Annotated in this window: 13 protein-coding genes; 10 read left to right on the top strand and 3 right to left on the bottom strand. The window is 66.5% G+C overall.

Going from position 1 to position 14,695, the window contains the following annotated elements; genetic code table 11:
* Nucleotides 1-5 precede the first annotated feature (5 nt).
* Together N5J73_RS05555 and N5J73_RS05550 are read left to right on the top strand one after the other, a co-directional pair.
* Nucleotides 6-722 carry a response regulator gene (locus N5J73_RS05555; protein ID WP_088479339.1) on the top strand — a complete coding sequence of 239 codons (717 nt, stop codon included), beginning with the start codon at nt 6-8 and terminating at the stop codon, nt 720-722.
* A gap of 3 nt (nt 723-725) precedes the next feature.
* Complete coding sequence (locus N5J73_RS05550; RefSeq protein ID WP_057499441.1) at nt 726-1,802, top strand: ATP-binding protein; 1,077 nt, start codon at nt 726-728, stop codon at nt 1,800-1,802.
* 138 nt (nt 1,803-1,940) lie between these two features.
* Here N5J73_RS05550 and N5J73_RS05545 read toward each other — a convergent pair whose 3' ends face one another.
* Both N5J73_RS05545 and N5J73_RS05540 read right to left on the bottom strand, forming a co-directional pair.
* A complete protein-coding gene (locus N5J73_RS05545) occupies nt 1,941-3,053 on the bottom strand; it encodes a crosslink repair DNA glycosylase YcaQ family protein (protein ID WP_239508832.1) in 1,113 nt (370 codons plus the stop codon).
* Between the two features lie 12 nt (nt 3,054-3,065).
* Nucleotides 3,066-3,692, bottom strand: a complete 627-nt coding sequence (locus tag N5J73_RS05540) for a TetR/AcrR family transcriptional regulator (RefSeq protein ID WP_049448091.1) — start codon at nt 3,690-3,692, stop codon at nt 3,066-3,068.
* Nucleotides 3,693-3,921: 229 nt separating this feature from the next.
* Between N5J73_RS05540 and N5J73_RS05535 the strand changes: the two genes are divergently transcribed.
* A complete protein-coding gene (locus N5J73_RS05535; RefSeq protein WP_049448090.1) occupies nt 3,922-6,117 on the top strand; it encodes a TonB-dependent siderophore receptor in 2,196 nt (731 codons plus the stop codon).
* 250 nt (nt 6,118-6,367) lie between these two features.
* Here N5J73_RS05535 and N5J73_RS05530 read toward each other — a convergent pair whose 3' ends face one another.
* Nucleotides 6,368-7,033: a TraX family protein gene (locus tag N5J73_RS05530; RefSeq protein WP_049448089.1), complete on the bottom strand. Its 666-nt coding sequence runs from the start codon at nt 7,031-7,033 to the stop codon at nt 6,368-6,370.
* A 114-nt stretch (nt 7,034-7,147) separates the two neighbouring features.
* On the opposite strand from N5J73_RS05530, the gene pip reads away from it, so the two are divergent.
* From pip to N5J73_RS05495, 7 genes are all read left to right on the top strand, one after another.
* Nucleotides 7,148-8,095: a prolyl aminopeptidase gene (pip, locus tag N5J73_RS05525; protein ID WP_192840571.1), complete on the top strand. Its 948-nt coding sequence runs from the start codon at nt 7,148-7,150 to the stop codon at nt 8,093-8,095.
* A gap of 206 nt (nt 8,096-8,301) precedes the next feature.
* Nucleotides 8,302-8,601, top strand: a complete 300-nt coding sequence (locus tag N5J73_RS05520) for a hypothetical protein (protein ID WP_049448087.1) — start codon at nt 8,302-8,304, stop codon at nt 8,599-8,601.
* A gap of 293 nt (nt 8,602-8,894) precedes the next feature.
* Nucleotides 8,895-9,194 carry a hypothetical protein gene (locus N5J73_RS05515; protein WP_005413574.1) on the top strand — a complete coding sequence of 100 codons (300 nt, stop codon included), beginning with the start codon at nt 8,895-8,897 and terminating at the stop codon, nt 9,192-9,194.
* A 62-nt stretch (nt 9,195-9,256) separates the two neighbouring features.
* Nucleotides 9,257-12,016 (top strand): magnesium-translocating P-type ATPase, encoded by a 2,760-nt coding sequence (gene mgtA / locus N5J73_RS05510; protein ID WP_049448086.1) that lies wholly within the window; start codon nt 9,257-9,259, stop codon nt 12,014-12,016.
* A 31-nt stretch (nt 12,017-12,047) separates the two neighbouring features.
* Nucleotides 12,048-12,785 carry an MgtC/SapB family protein gene (locus N5J73_RS05505; RefSeq protein ID WP_049448085.1) on the top strand — a complete coding sequence of 246 codons (738 nt, stop codon included), beginning with the start codon at nt 12,048-12,050 and terminating at the stop codon, nt 12,783-12,785.
* 184 nt (nt 12,786-12,969) lie between these two features.
* Entirely contained in the window at nt 12,970-14,025 is a 1,056-nt protein-coding gene (locus tag N5J73_RS05500; protein ID WP_049448084.1) for an ATP-binding protein, read from the top strand.
* Nucleotides 14,018-14,659 carry a response regulator gene (locus N5J73_RS05495; protein ID WP_049448083.1) on the top strand — a complete coding sequence of 214 codons (642 nt, stop codon included), beginning with the start codon at nt 14,018-14,020 and terminating at the stop codon, nt 14,657-14,659. Before N5J73_RS05500 ends, N5J73_RS05495 begins: the two co-directional genes overlap by 8 nt.
* Nucleotides 14,660-14,695: the final 36 nt, after the last annotated feature.

Here is a 14,695-nt window from a genome sequence, read left to right as displayed (position 1 = left end):
ACCCCATGAAACACGATCTCCGCACCCGACAACCACCTCTGGTATTGATTGCCGAAGATGAGGGTGAGATCGCAGACATTCTCGGCGCCTACCTGACCCGCTCCGGCTTGCGCAGCGCCCGCGCCGCGGATGGCGAGGCCGCCCTGGCCAGCCACCGCCAACTGCGCCCGGACCTGGTGCTGCTGGATGTGCAGATGCCCAAACTCGATGGCTGGCAGGTGCTGAGCGAGCTGCGCCGGCGCGGCAACACGCCGGTGATCATGCTCACCGCGCTCGACCAGGACGTGGACAAGCTGACCGGACTGCGCGTCGGTGCTGATGACTATGTGGCCAAGCCCTTCAATCCGGCCGAGATCGTCGCCCGTATACAGGCGGTGCTGCGCCGAAGCGCGAAGCCTGTCGCCGAGGAGCCGGATGGGGTGATCCGCCAGGGACCATTCGAGATCGACCTGCGCAGCCACGAGGTCGCCGTGCGCACCGGGGATCATGTGCGCGCGTTGAACTTCACGCTTACCGAGTTTCGCCTGCTGGTGCATATGGCCCGTGCACCGCGTCAGGTGCACAGCCGGCTGGACCTGTTGCAGACCTGCCTGCCTGAGGGCGATGCGCAGGAACGCACCGTGGACAGCCATGTCAGCAAGCTGCGTCGCAAGCTGGAAGAGGTAGGTGTCATTGGCATTCCTGCCACCATCCGTGGCGTTGGCTACCGCTTCCTGGACTGAATGATGAATCCCAAGGGCAAGAGCATCGGTCGTCAGATCACGCTGTCCATCACCGTCGCCTCGTTGTGCTCAACGGTGCTGTCGATCAGCGGTTTCTACCTGTTCTACTACCTGATGGAGGTGTTCTATCCGCGGTGGTACGACGAGCCGGAAACCATCATGCCGTCCGGACTGGAATGGCTGTGGATCGGGTTGACCGCCACCGTGGTGGTGGCGCTGGCCACGTTGATCGCTTCGCGCCTGACCCGGCGCATCATCACCCCGCTGAACTCGGTGGCCGCAAGCCTGCGTCGCGTGGCCAGCGGTGACCTGGAGGCGCGTGCGCGCGGCGGAGACACCTCGATGACCGAGGCCGCCACGCTGGTCAGCGACTTCAACTCCATGGCCGAGCGATTGAGCCGGATGTCTGAGAACCGCGTGTTCTGGAACGCGGCCATCGCACACGAGCTGCGCACGCCGATGACCATCCTGCGTGGCCGCCTGCAGGGTATCGCCGAGGGCGTGTTCGAGCCCGGCCCCGAGCAGTTCAACAGCATGCTCACCCAGCTGGAGGGCCTGACCCGCATCATCGAGGACCTGCGCGTGGTCAGCCTGGCCGAGAGTGGCCACCTCGATCTGCGCCTGCAGCGCAGCGATGTCAGCGTGCAGGTCGCGGCCGTGGTGGAGGCGATGTCCGAGGCGCTGACCGAGAGTGGTTTCTCGGTGACGTTGGACGCACGGCCCTCGCTTGCCGACTGCGATCCGGCACGCATCCGCCAGGCGGTGCTGGCACTGCTGGAAAACGCACGCCGACATGCCATTCCCTGCCCGCTGCAAGTGCACGTGTCGCTGGCTGAAGGCCATTGCACCGTGACCGTTGAAGATGGCGGCCCCGGCGTGCCAGACGACCTGCGCGACAGCATCTTCGAAGCCTTCCAGCGCACCGATGTGTCGCGCTCACGGCAGAGCGGTGGCTCAGGTCTCGGCCTGGCCGTGGTACGGGCGATTGCTGTGGCCCATCACGGAACGGCGCAATGCCGTCCAACCGAACGCGGCGGCAGCGCGTTCGAGATCCGCTGGCCGGTGCATGCGCGTCGTTGACATTGCAACGCCAACCAACGTCGGCCACTAACGTTGCGCTGGTAGCGGCCCATCTTGGTGGGCGCCAGGTATCACGACGCCACGCGCGTTGCTTCGGCACCTGGGCCCGCGCAAACAACAGCCGAGCATGGCTCGGCGCTACAGGAAATCCGCCATGCGCTGCAGTTCGTCTTCAAGCGCACCACGAAACACCCTGTCGCGGGCCAGCGACTTCCCGGCATAGCCCACGTTCGACATCAACTCACCCTCGCGCACGCTCAGGTTGGCCCAGCCCACCACCTGCTCATGCCACAACACTGGCAGCGCGTAGTAGCCGTACTGGCGCTTCGGTGCAGGCGTATACGCCTCGAATTTGTACACCCAGCCCCACAGCAGCTCGAAGCGGCGGCGGTCCCACACCACGGGGTCGAACGGCGCCAGCAGGCGCACCTGGTCGTCCGGCGCATGGCGGCGCGAGCGCGGGTTCTCGTCCGCCGGCCAGTACCAGGTAGTGCCCTCCAGCGTGCAGCTGGCAAGTTGTTGCTTGGCCAACGCCAACGCCTGCCGGGTCTGCTCGGACAGATGCGGTGCGCCATAGCCCAGCAGGCGCACCAGATAGGTCAGGCTCGCCGAGGGCAGCGGCGCGTACTTGCGCACCACCAGATCGATCAGGGCGGCAGCACGTTCGATCTGCGCCTGTTCGCTGGAATCGGGCTCGGCATGCTCAGCCACCGCGTAGATGCGCGTACCGCTGTCGCGCCGCTGCACCCGCAGCAGGCCACGGTAGTGCATGCCGTCCAGTAGATGCGTGCTGGCATTGCTGGTGCCTCCCCAGTAGTTGGTCACCCGCCCATGCGCGAACGCCTGGTCGACCTCACGCGGGTGCACGCTGCCGCGCTCGCGCACGAAGGCCAGCACGTCGGCGGCGCGGCGACGGGTCTCGGCATCCCACTCGCGCTTGGAAACCCGTGGGTGCATCAGCGCCAGATGTTCACGCGGCAGGAAGCCGTAGTTCACCAGGCAATCCTCTTCCACCGGCAGACGCGTGTAGCGCCGCTCAAGATCGCCCGCGCGGTAGTCCTTTACCCGGTGCCGAAGGGTCAGGTCCTGCGCGCGTGCCGGTGCACGGATCGGGTCGGCCTGCACGAAGCCCAGCCGTCGTATCGCGGTCAGCAGCGTGGTCGGCTTGAACAGGGTGCGCGCCACCGCGTGGCGGCGAAGATCATCGAGAGTAGGCGTGGCAGGCATGGCCGCATTGTAGAGTCGAGCCATGCTCGACTGCATTCATCGGGAAGATCCGTCGATCATGGCTCGACCCTGCAGGGCGCCGTCCGCCTCCACTAGCTGCAACGAGCCGATCACCAACGCCCGCATGCCCTGCTTGAACTCGGTGATCACCTGCCCTTCTTCATCGTCCGCAATCGCGTAGATGGTGTCGGCGCCGGCGATGCAGTAGAAGGCGATCGTGGCCAGCAGCCAGCGCACCTTGTCCACCGGCAGGCCGAACACATCAGCCACGTGCGCCTGGTGCGAGGCGATCTTTTCCAGCATCGACGCGGTCGCCACCGTGCGCCGCAGCAGGTATGGGGGCAGCCCGGGATGCGCCTTCACCACCTCGCACAGTGACTCCACGAACCCCATCAGGTAGGCCTCCAGCCCACCCGGTGCATCGACCGACGCAAGCGGAATCTGCCAGCGCTGGAACACCGTCTCCGCCACCAGGCGCTTCAATGCCTCCAGGTTGGCCACGCGCTTGTACAGCGCCGCCTGGGTCACCGCCAGTTCGGCGGCCACGTTGGCCATGGTCAGGTTGGGCAGGCCCAGGCGGATGCCGATGTCGGCCAGGCGCTCCGGGGTGATGGTCGGTGGGCGGCCACGGGTCGGCGCCGTTGGATCTGGGTGCGTGCTCATACCCTGCTGAGGGTGCCAGTAAAGGGACCCCCTTGTCCGCTTCGATTGATTTAGTTTAATTTACTCAACTAATTCGGAATGCGTCCAGCACGCTGCCCGTAGTCGAGCCCATGGCTCACCTCCCGCCAGGTCCCCACCCAGCCAACAACCCTGCGCTGCGCCTTCTCCCCGTGCTTGCCGTCGGCAGCGCGCCAGGCGCGCTCGCGCCTGCGATTCACAGGAATCTGGCATGAACGTGTACGACTTCTCTTCTCCGCAGCATCGTGCTGCCGCCCCCTTCTCCGGTCAGATGCATCCGCCGGGCATGCCCCTGCGCTACCGGGTGTCAGCCCTCACGCTGGGGCTGCTTGCCTCGTTCGCCGCGCTGGCCGACACCGCACCGTCCACCCTGCCCTCGGTGCAGGTGCAGGAACAGCGCCGGGTCACTGCGGACTACGCGGGCGGGCAAGTGGCTGCCGGCAGCCGCGTCGGCCTGCTTGGCGACAAGGACTTCATGGACACGCCGTTCAGTACGGTCAGCTACACCGAGTCCTTCATCCGCGACCGCCAGGCCAAGGACCTGACCGACGTCATCGCCGCCACCGACCCTACGGTGTTCAGCAACGGCGTCACCGGTTCGTGGAGCGAGAACTACGCGATCCGCGGATTCGCCTCCAACACCAGCGACACCACCTTCAATGGCCTGAGCGGCATGGCGCCGTACTACCGCACCTCGCCGGAAATGTTCGAGCGCATCGAGGTGCTGAAGGGCCCCTCCGCGCTGCTCAACGGCATGCCGCCGGGCGGTTCGGTTGGTGGCAGCGTCAATCTGGTCCCCAAGCGTGCCGGCGATCAACCGCTGCTGCGCGTCAGCGCCAACTTTGCCTCCGATGCGCAGTTCGGCACCCATGTGGATATGGGCCGTCGCCTGGGCGCCGACAAGCAGTTCGGCATCCGCTTCAACGGCGCGTACCGTGATGGTGATGGCGCGGTCGGCAAGCAGAGCAAGAAGGTGCAGCTCGGCGCACTGGCAGTGGACTGGCGCGGCGAACGTGCGCGGCTGTCGGCCGACCTGTACAGCGCCGATGACCGCGTGGACGGCCCGGCACGCGGTGTCGGTCTGGCACCGGGCGTGGCCATTCCGCGGCCGCCGCGTGGCAATACGCTGATCAACCCGGACTGGGCCTACGTGGACAGCCAGGACAAGGGCGCGATGCTGCGGGGCGAGCTGGACATCAATGACACCCTGATGGCCTACCTGGCCTACGGCACCAGCAAGACCGACTACCGCTACAATGGTTCGATCAGCGCGCAGATCCTCAATCCAGCCGCCGACTTCACCACCGTGATCGGCCAGCTCGCCTTCGATATCAAGAAGCAGTCCGCAGATGCCGGCCTGCGCGGCTCGTTCCACACCGGCAGCGTCAGCCATCAGTGGGCCGCCAACGTGACCCACTACCAGCACACCCAGAACGATTACGGCCGCCGCAGCGTGCCAGGCTGGGACTGGACCACCAATCTGTACAACCCGGCATGGGGCCCGGCGGCACCGTTCGTAGCGCCGCACATCTCGCACACCGAGCTGCGGCTGGACAGCCTCGGTTTCGCCGACACCCTCGCCTTCGCCGATGACCGCGTGCAGCTGACCCTGGGCGTGCGCCGCCAGCAGGTGGTCAGTGAGACCTTCAATGTCGCCAGCGGTGCGCGCACCTCGCGCTACGACGAGAGCGCCAACACGCCGGCAGCGGCGCTGCTGGTGAAGGCCACCGGAAGGGTCTCCATCTACACCAACTACATCGAAGGCCTCAGCCAGGGCGCCACCGCGCCGATGACCGCTGCCAATGCCGGTGATGTGTTCGCACCGTTCCGCACCAGGCAGAAGGAGCTGGGCCTGAAGCTGGACCTCGGCAGCTTCGCGCACACCTTCAGTGTGTATGAAATCAAGCGACCGAGCAGCTATACCGACCCGGTCACGAATATCTTCTCGTTCGGTGGCGAGCAACGAAATCGCGGCGTGGAATGGGGCTTCTTCGGCACGCCACTGGATGGCGTGCGCCTGCTCGGTGGCGTGGCCTACGTGCAGCCGAAACTGACCCGCACGGCCGGTGGCGTGAATGAGGGACGCATCGCCACCGCCGTAGCGCAACGGCAGGCCAAGCTGGGGGTGGAATGGGATGTACCGACCTTGCAGGGCCTGACCTTGACCGGCAATGCCACGGCGATGTCGAAGCAGTACATCAGTGCCGACAATAGCCTGTCAGTGCCGGGCCGCACGTTGTTCGATGTCGGGGCGCGCTACAGCACCACCGTGGCGGGTCGACCGCTTGCGCTGAGAGCCAGTGTGAACAACGTGACCAACAAGGCGTATTGGGGCATGCCGTTGTTGTCGAGCCTGGCGCTGGGTGCACCGAGGACGGTGCTGGTGTCGGCGACGATGGACTTCTGAGGCAGGCGCCTCCACGCCAGACATGCATCACCTGCGGAGTCGAGCCATGCTCGGCTCGCTTTGCCGGTCACGCATGGCGTGGATTTCCCAGAACGTGTAGAGCCGAGCCATGCTCGGCTCCGGTTCGCCCGCTGAGTCGGGCATGGCTCGACTCTACACACGCCGATGGCGGCATGCTTCACCCCCACCTGCGACGCGCATTCCTTGACCGCATCCGGCATTCAAGACACTCGACATGCCAGTTCCGACATTACACAAGCAGATGGGCAACCAACGCCAGCACCGCCAGATGCCCCACGTAATACCCGTAGAACGCCCACCGCCAGCGCGGCAGCTGCCACGGCACCCGCGCCGCCAGCAGCACTACCGGAATGGCCAGCAGTGCCCAGCCGTTGTGGTTGGCCCAGCACACCGCTGCAAGCGCAACCAGCAACAGCCACCACGCCCGGTGCCGGAACGCGATCCAGGCCAGCAGCACGCTGCCAACCCCGGCCCACTGATAGTCCACGAACAGCGGCAGCACGCCGGCAGCCAGCAACAGCTGCACCGGCCGATTGTTCGCCAGCGCATGTACGGCTACTGCTGCAAATGTAAAGGTGAGCAGGATGTTGAGCGGCAGCCAGGAACCAAACGCGAATGCGTGCAATGGCTGTGCGATCAGCCCCCACAGCGCGAGCCGGCGCATCGACTTGCGCAGGTCGGCTCCGGGCTGGGCGAGATTGCAGGCCATCACCAGCGCGAACAGCGGGAAGGCGATGCGCCCCAGTTCGCTGACCACCGGCACGTAGCCGCCGAAGACCACCTTGGCCACGTGGTCACCCGTCATGGCCAGCAGTGCGATCCACTTCAGCAGCTCGCGCGCGCCGCTGCGGAGGGTGAAGTTGAAGGTTGACGTCCCGGTCGTGGTCGCTTGCATCGCGGAAGCTTATGCGCATCGGCCAGCCCATTTCCAGCGCCGCGCAGGAGCACGACGCTGCAGGCAGCAGGCGGGGGCGCTATGCTGGCCGCCCCTGCTTGTGAGACGTCCGCCGTGCGAACCCTATACCCCGCCATCGAGCCGTACCGCGAGTTCACCCTGAAGGTGAGCGATCTGCACACGCTGCACATCGAAGAGTGCGGCACGCCAGAGGGCATTCCGGTGGTGTACCTGCACGGCGGCCCGGGTGCTGGCATCTCGCCCACCCACCGCCGCTTCTTCGATCCGGCGCGGTACCGCATCGTGCTGATCGACCAGCGCGGCAGCGGCCGCTCCACACCGTTCGGCGAACTGCGCGACAACACCACGCAGGATCTGGTGGCCGATATCGAGAAGGTGCGTGAGCACCTGGGCATCGAGCGTTGGCTGGTCTACGGCGGCTCATGGGGTTCGACGTTGTCGCTGGCCTATGCGCAGGCGCATCCCGAACGCGCCACCGGCCTGATCGTGCGTGGCGTGTTCCTCGGCCGCGAGATCGAGAACCGCTGGTTCGCCGAGGCCAACGGCGGTGCGCGCTGGATCTTCCCGGAACGCTGGGAACGCTATGAGGCCTACATACCGGAAGCCGAGCGTGGCGACATGATCGCGGCCTACTGGACGCGCATGGATGGCCCGGATGAAGCGACCCGCATCGAAGCCGCGCAGGCTTGGCTGGGCTGGGAAGACAACGCCGCCACCCTGCAGCACGACGTGGATGCGCAATCCACCGACGACCCGCTGGACACATTGGCAAAGGCCCGCATTGAAGCGCATTACTTCCGCAACAGCATCTTCCTGGAGCCGGACCAGCTGCTGCGCGATATCGATCGCATCCGCCACCTGCCCTGCGTGATCGTGCAGGGGCGCTACGACATCATCTGCCCGCCGCGCAGTGCGTGGGATCTGGCCAAGGCCTGGCCGGAAGCCCGGCTGCAGATGGTGACCTCCGGCCACAGCGCGAACGAGCCGGCCACGGTGGATGCGCTGGTGCGGGCGACGGACGCCTTTGCCGACCGTTTCTGAGCAGATGGTGGTGCCGGCCGCTGGCCGGCATCCCACCGTTCGAGGGTAGCGTCGACTCCGCGCAATCGCTGCTGCGCGGCCAGGTGAATGGCGACCCACCGGCAACGGTCCACGGCCCCATTCTTCGCAGCCCGCTTACAGCTCCGCGCAGAAGATCCGGCGGTGACCACCGCACCGGTGGTTCGCCCTTTCCCCAGGAGCACGCCATGACCGGTTATCGCTGCCTTCCCATCGCTCTCTCGCTATCTGCGGGCCTGCTGCTGGGCGCCTGTTCCAATCCGCAGGAGGCCAGCAGGGCCACCGCCGCCGAGGACGTGACAGAAGTAAGGCTCATCCCTGCCTACGAATCGCTGGACAAGGACAAGGACGGCATCGTCACGCTGGCCGAGGTGGATGCCGTGGCGCCGGACTGGGCCGAACGCCTGCATGCCTGCGATACCGACCGTGACAAGACGTTGACCCGTGGCGAGTACGACGTGTGCAAGCAGACCAGCGCTTCGCATTGATCCATCACTGAACCCTTGATTGGCGCTGCGCATGCCCGGCTATACCAAGGTATAGCCCGGCTAACCCACGAGCCTCTAGGCCTGCCCCATTCAGGGGCGGACAATAGCGCGACTGGCCAGGGCAATCCTGGCCGGCACCCTCCCCTCATGGAGACGCAGATGGACCCCGACCCTGCCGGGCGCACCGCGCCCCGGATGACCGCTTGTTGCCTGTTCCTGGCGCCTGCCCGCCGGTCCCTGCCTGCCTGAGTGACGGGGGACCGCCAGGCGCCGCCTGCCTGGAGATCGCCCCCATGTCCTACAAGATCCTCTACATCACCCTGCGCCGCCTGATTGGCGAGCGCGATGTCGCCGCCCTGCGCAGCCAGCTGCTGCAGCACGGCCCCGTGATGTTCGCCCGCTCGCTGTCGCTCGGTTCACCGCGCGTGGTGGCCGACGCGCTGTCGCTGCTGCCGATCAGCGAGCGCATCACTGTGCTGCGCCATCTGCCCTATCCCCTGCGCGATGCGATGAAGCCACTGTGCATCGGTGGCAGCCAGCGCCTGCACATGCAGCCGTGGTCGCCGGCGGTGCTGGCGATGCGCCACGCCTGACCTTTCCAACTATTCCGTTCATGTTCCGGCCGCGGCCGGCTCTGACATTCGAGGAGCGTCCCATGAGCCTGCTCAACGCCTGGTTCAACGCCTTCCTGCGCAGCCGTCGCGCAGGCAACCTGTTCCGCCGCCGTGCGATGCCCGAAGCCGGATTTGGCCCGGGTAGCACTGAAGCAGCGCCGTTCGCGCTCACCACCGGCCTGGTCACCCTCGCCCAGCAGGATGAAACCCAGCTGCTGCTCACGCTGGATTCGCATGCCGATGGCCTCAGCCCGCATGAGGCCGAGGAGCGGCTGGCGACGCTCGGTCCCAACGAGGTGGATCACGAAAAGCCGCTACCGTGGTGGCGGCACCTTTGGCAGTGCTACCGCAATCCGTTCAACCTGCTGCTGACCGTGCTGGCGGCGGTGTCCTGGCTGACCGAGGACATCAAGGCCACCATGGTGATCGGTGCAATGGTGCTGCTGTCCACGCTGATCCGCTTCGTGCAGGAGGGTCGCTCCAACCGCGCGGCCGAGCGGCTGAAGGCACTGGTCGGCAACACCGCCCGCGTGCTGCGCCGCAATCCCGGTACCGAGGCCGCCGATGTGGCCGACCAGTACTTCGGTGCGCACCTGCACAGCCGGCGCCCGGCGCGCCTGCTGGACCTGCCGATCCGCGAACTGGTGCCCGGCGACCACATCGTGCTGTCGGCCGGCGACATGATTCCGGCCGACTGCCGCGTGCTGACTGCCAAGGACCTGTTCGTGGCACAGGCCGCGATGACCGGCGAGTCGCTGCCGGTGGAGAAGTTCGCGCACCCGGGCGACGGCCTGGCTGGCCTGCTGGAACAGCACAACCTGCTGTTCATGGGCACCAATGTGGTGTCCGGTACCGCCACCGCCGTGGTGCTGGCCACCGGCAACCGCACCTATTTCGGCACGCTGGCCCTGCGCAGCACCGCCACCGACCGTGCGCCGACCGCGTTCCAGGCCGGCGTCAACAGTGTCAGCTGGCTGCTGATCCGCTTCGCGCTGGTGATGGTGCCGTTCGTGCTGCTGATCAACGGCTGGACCAAGGGCGACTGGACCGAGGCGTTCCTGTTCGCGCTGTCGGTGGCGGTGGGCCTGACCCCGGAAATGCTGCCAATGATTGTCACCTCCACCCTGGCCAAGGGTGCGGTGCTGCTGTCGCGGCGCAAGGTGATCGTCAAGCGCCTGGATGCGATCCAGAACTTCGGCGCGATGGAAGTGCTGTGCACCGACAAGACCGGCACGCTCACCCAGGACAGGATCGCGCTGGAACGTCACACCGATGTGTTCGGTCACGATTCGGAAGACGTGCTGAAGTTCGCCTATCTCAACAGCCACTTCCAGACTGGCCTGATCAATCTGCTGGACCGTGCGGTACTGGAACACGTGGAGCTGCAGAGTTCGCTGCGGCTGTCCCAGGACTACCACAAGGTGGACGAGATTCCGTTCGATTTCGAGCGTCGTCGCATGTCGGTGGTGGTGTCCGAGCGCGAGGACCACCACGAGCTGATCTGCAAGGGCGCGGTGGAAGAAATGCTGGCGGTGTGCAGCACCGTGCGCGAGAACGGCCAGGACATGCCTCTGGACGAGCGCCGCCTGGCGCGGGTGCGGCAGACCACCGAGGAACTGAACGAACAGGGCCTGCGCGTGGTGGCGGTGGCGATGAAGGAGACCGCCGCCAGCCAGACCGCCTACTCGCAGGCCGACGAGTGCGGACTGACCCTGGTCGGCTACGTGGCCTTCCTGGACCCGCCGAAGGAATCGGCTGCGCAGGCGCTGCAGGCGCTGGCCGCGCATGGCGTGGAGGTCAAGGTCTTCACCGGTGACAACGAACTGGTGACCGCCCGCGTCTGCGCACAGGTGGGGCTGGACGCCGACACCATCCTGACCGGCCCGCAGATCGAGCGCATGGATGACGGTGCGCTTTCGCGGGCGCTGCACCACCATCGCGTGTTCGCACGGCTGACGCCGCTGCACAAGGAACGCCTCGTGCGCGAGCTGCGCGCGCAGGGCAAGGTGGTCGGCTTCCTCGGCGACGGCATCAACGATGCACCAGCGCTGCGTGCGGCCGATATCGGCATCAGCGTGGACAGCGCAGTAGACATCGCCAAGGAGGCGGCCGACATCATCCTGCTGGAAAAGAACCTGATGGTGCTGGAGGAAGGCGTTATCCAGGGCCGGCGCACGTTCAACAACATGCTGAAGTACATCCGCATGACCGCCAGCTCCAACTTCGGCAACGTGTTCTCGGTGCTGGTGGCCTCGGCTTTCCTGCCCTTCCTGCCGATGCTGCCGCTGCAGCTGCTGGTGCAGAACCTGCTGTACGACATCTCGCAGATCGCCATCCCGTTCGACACCGTTGACGAGGAGCTGGTGCGCAAGCCGCTGAAGTGGAACCCGGCGGACATTGGCCGCTTCATGGTGTTCTTCGGGCCGATCAGCTCGATCTTCGACCTGACCTGTTTCGCGCTGATGTGGTACGTGTTCGATGCACGCACGCCGGCCGACCAAGGCTTGTTCCAGTCCGGCTGGTTCGTGGTCGGCCTGCTGACCCAGACGCTGATCGTGCACATGATCCGTACGCCGAAGGTGCCGTTCCTGCAGAGCATCGCCGCGCCGCCGCTGCTGGTGATGACCGGCCTGATCATGGCAATCGGCGTGGCCCTGCCGATGAGCCCGCTGGCCGGCTACTTCAAGCTGCAGGCGCTGCCGGCCGGCTACTGGCCGTTCCTGGTGGCGATCCTGTTCGGTTATGCGGTGCTGACCACCGCGCTGAAGAAGTTCTACATCCGTCGCTACGGCTGGCAGTAAGCGCCCGCCGCCTTGTCCAGGGAGAATCACAATGGACATCAATCCGAACCTGCCGGCGTTCAACGCCGGCGCAACCCTGAGTTCGCTGATCAGCCTGTCGGTGGCGTTCGTGCTGGGCACGGCCATCGGCCTGGAACGGCAGCTGCGCCAACGCACCGCCGGCCTGCGTACCAATACGCTGGTGGCGGTGGGTGCGGCGGTGTTCGTCGACCTGGCCGTGCGCTTCCATGACCTGTATGGCGGACCACCCTCGCCGCTGCATGTGGTGGCCTATGTGATCTCCGGCGTCGGCTTCCTCGGCGCCGGCGCGATCATGAAGGACGGTGCGCAGGTGTCCGGCCTGAACACCGCCGCCACCCTGTGGGGATCGGCGGCAGTGGGCGCCTGTGCCGGCATCAAGCTGCTGCCCGAGGCGGTGTTGGCTGCGGTGTTTGTGCTGGCCGCCAACACCCTGTTGCGGCCGGTGGTGAACCGCATCCAGCGGCAGCCGCTGCCGGAAGCGTTCAGCGAGGCGACCTATGCGATCAACGTGGTCTGCCAGCGCGAGCAGCAGGCCGAGGTGCTGGACCAGCTGTTGCTGCTGCTTGAGCAGGCGCAGTACCCGGTACGCGCGGTGGACCAGCGCCCGTTCGGCGAGCGCGACGTGGAGATAGAAGCCGTACTGTATGCCACCACGGTCGATGCCGGTGAACTGGATGCGGTGCTGGCCACGCTGGCGACCACCCCCGGCGTGCTGCAGGGGTTCTGGAACGCCAGCCTGGAGGAGTAGTGCCGGCCGCTGGCCGGCAACCTCATGATCCCCGGACGCACCGTACATCGCTTTGGTGTGTGCCGACCGTTGGTCGGCACCTACCAGGAGCTGGCACCCAGGGCACAAGAGCACGCCGACCAGGGCCGGCATCGACCGACGATGGCTTTGCTATCCTTTCCGCCCACGCCAGGGAGCCGTCCCGATGCCATCGCTGTCGCCCCGTCGCCCGCTGGTGCTGCTGGCCCTGATCGTCGTGATGGCGGCGATCTTCGTGATCGACACCGTCACCGATTACGCGGTCGCCGCCGCCTGCTTCTACGCGGCGGTCATCCTCGCCGCAGCGCGCGTACTGAGCGCGCGCGGGCTGATCACCCTGGCCGTCGCCTGCATCGCACTCACCGGGCTGAGCTTCTTCCTGACCCGCTTCGGCACCTACCGCATCGGCCTGGTCAATTCGGTGATCGGCATGTTGGTGATCGGCATCACCACCTATCTCGCCCTGAACATGGAAGCGGCCAAGGCCGCCGTGCAGGAAGCGCAGGGCCGTCTGCTGCGGGTGGCGCGCGCCTCCACCGTGGGCGAGCTCACCACCTCCATCGCCCATGAAGTGAACCAGCCGCTGGCGGCCATCGCCAGCAGCGCCGAGGCCTGCCAACGCTGGCTGGCCCAGGACCCACCGAACGTGGACAAGGCACGCCAGACCGTAGCCCGCATCCTGGCCGATGCGCACCGCGCCGGTGACGTGATCGTCCGCATCCGCGGCCTGACCCAGGGCGCGGCACCGGAACGACGGGCCTTCGACCTGAACCAGGCGGTGGAGGAGATGCTGGCGCTGTCGCGCAGTGAACTGGACCAGCACGGCGTGGCGGTGGCCCTGCTGCTGGATGCCGACCTGCCGCTGGTGCAGGCCGACCGCGTGCAGGTGCAGCAGGTAATTGGCAACCTGATCCTCAATGCGGTGGACGCGATGGAGTCAGTCCCCGCCGCCGACCGTCGGCTGTCCCTGCTGACCCGGCGTGACGGCCAGCGGGTCAGTCTCAGCGTGCGCGACCGGGGCGTGGGCCTGCCCGCCGATCATCCCGAGCGCGTATTCGATGCATTCTGGACCACCAAATCACATGGGCTCGGCCTGGGCCTCAGCCTGAGCCGTTCGATGATCGAGGCCAACGACGGCCAGATCCGCGCCGAACGACCAGCAGGCGGCGGTGCCTGCTTCGTCTTCGACCTGCCCATCGCCACGGACGTTCAACATGCGTAAGCCCGCTGCCCCAGCCATCGATCCAGCACCCATCGTCTACGTGATCGACGACGACCCGTCGGTGCGCGCGGCACTGGAAGACCTGCTGGCCTCGATGGGCCTGCAGGTGCGGGCGTTCGCTTCCACCCAGGCCTTCCTCGAACACGAACTGGAAGATGCACCGGCCTGCCTGGTGCTGGACGTGCGCATGCCCGGCCAGAGTGGGCTGGAGTTCCATCGCACGATGGGCAGTCACGGCCTGCAGCTGCCGGTGGTGTTCATCACCGGCCACGGCGACATTGCGATGGGCGTCAACGCGATCAAGGACGGCGCCATCGAGTTCCTGACCAAACCCTTCCGCGACCAGGAACTGCTGGATGCCATCCACAAGGGCATCGAGATCGACCGCCAGCGCCGCCGCGACGGCGAGGCACTCGGCGCGCTGCGACTGCGCTGGGACACTCTCAACGCCGGCGAGCGCGAGGTGGTCGACGGTGTGGTACGCGGCCGCCTCAACAAGCAGATCGCCGGCGACCTCGGGGTCAGCGAGATCACGGTGAAGGTGCGCCGCGCGCAGGTGATGCGCAAGATGGGTGCGCGCACCCTGGTCGACCTTGTGCGGATGTATGACCGCCTGCAGGCAGGTACTGCGTGAACGCATCGGAGCCGGTAGAGTCGACTGTCAGTCGAC

The organism is Stenotrophomonas sp. GD03654, from assembly GCF_029845105.1.
GTDB lineage: Bacteria > Pseudomonadota > Gammaproteobacteria > Xanthomonadales > Xanthomonadaceae > Stenotrophomonas > Stenotrophomonas africana.
The sequence above is the reverse complement of the archived record's forward strand: the minus strand, read 5'-3'. Positions and strand labels throughout refer to the sequence as shown.

Excerpts from the sequence above, each read along its gene's own strand:
- N5J73_RS05520 (WP_049448087.1), top strand. The coding sequence starts at position 8,302 with ATGACCGGTTATCGCTGCCTTCCCATCGCTCTCTCGCTATCTGCGGGC.
- N5J73_RS05500 (WP_049448084.1), top strand. The coding sequence starts at position 12,970 with ATGCCATCGCTGTCGCCCCGTCGCCCGCTGGTGCTGCTGGCCCTGATC.
- N5J73_RS05545 (WP_239508832.1), bottom strand. The coding sequence starts at position 3,053 with ATGGCTCGACTCTACAATGCGGCCATGCCTGCCACGCCTACTCTCGAT.
- N5J73_RS05495 (WP_049448083.1), top strand. The coding sequence starts at position 14,018 with ATGCGTAAGCCCGCTGCCCCAGCCATCGATCCAGCACCCATCGTCTAC.
- N5J73_RS05530 (WP_049448089.1), bottom strand. The coding sequence starts at position 7,033 with ATGCAAGCGACCACGACCGGGACGTCAACCTTCAACTTCACCCTCCGC.
- N5J73_RS05550 (WP_057499441.1), top strand. The coding sequence starts at position 726 with ATGAATCCCAAGGGCAAGAGCATCGGTCGTCAGATCACGCTGTCCATC.
- N5J73_RS05555 (WP_088479339.1), top strand. The coding sequence starts at position 6 with ATGAAACACGATCTCCGCACCCGACAACCACCTCTGGTATTGATTGCC.
- N5J73_RS05540 (WP_049448091.1), bottom strand. The coding sequence starts at position 3,692 with ATGAGCACGCACCCAGATCCAACGGCGCCGACCCGTGGCCGCCCACCG.
- mgtA (WP_049448086.1), top strand. The coding sequence starts at position 9,257 with ATGAGCCTGCTCAACGCCTGGTTCAACGCCTTCCTGCGCAGCCGTCGC.
- N5J73_RS05515 (WP_005413574.1), top strand. The coding sequence starts at position 8,895 with ATGTCCTACAAGATCCTCTACATCACCCTGCGCCGCCTGATTGGCGAG.
- N5J73_RS05535 (WP_049448090.1), top strand. The coding sequence starts at position 3,922 with ATGAACGTGTACGACTTCTCTTCTCCGCAGCATCGTGCTGCCGCCCCC.
- N5J73_RS05505 (WP_049448085.1), top strand. The coding sequence starts at position 12,048 with ATGGACATCAATCCGAACCTGCCGGCGTTCAACGCCGGCGCAACCCTG.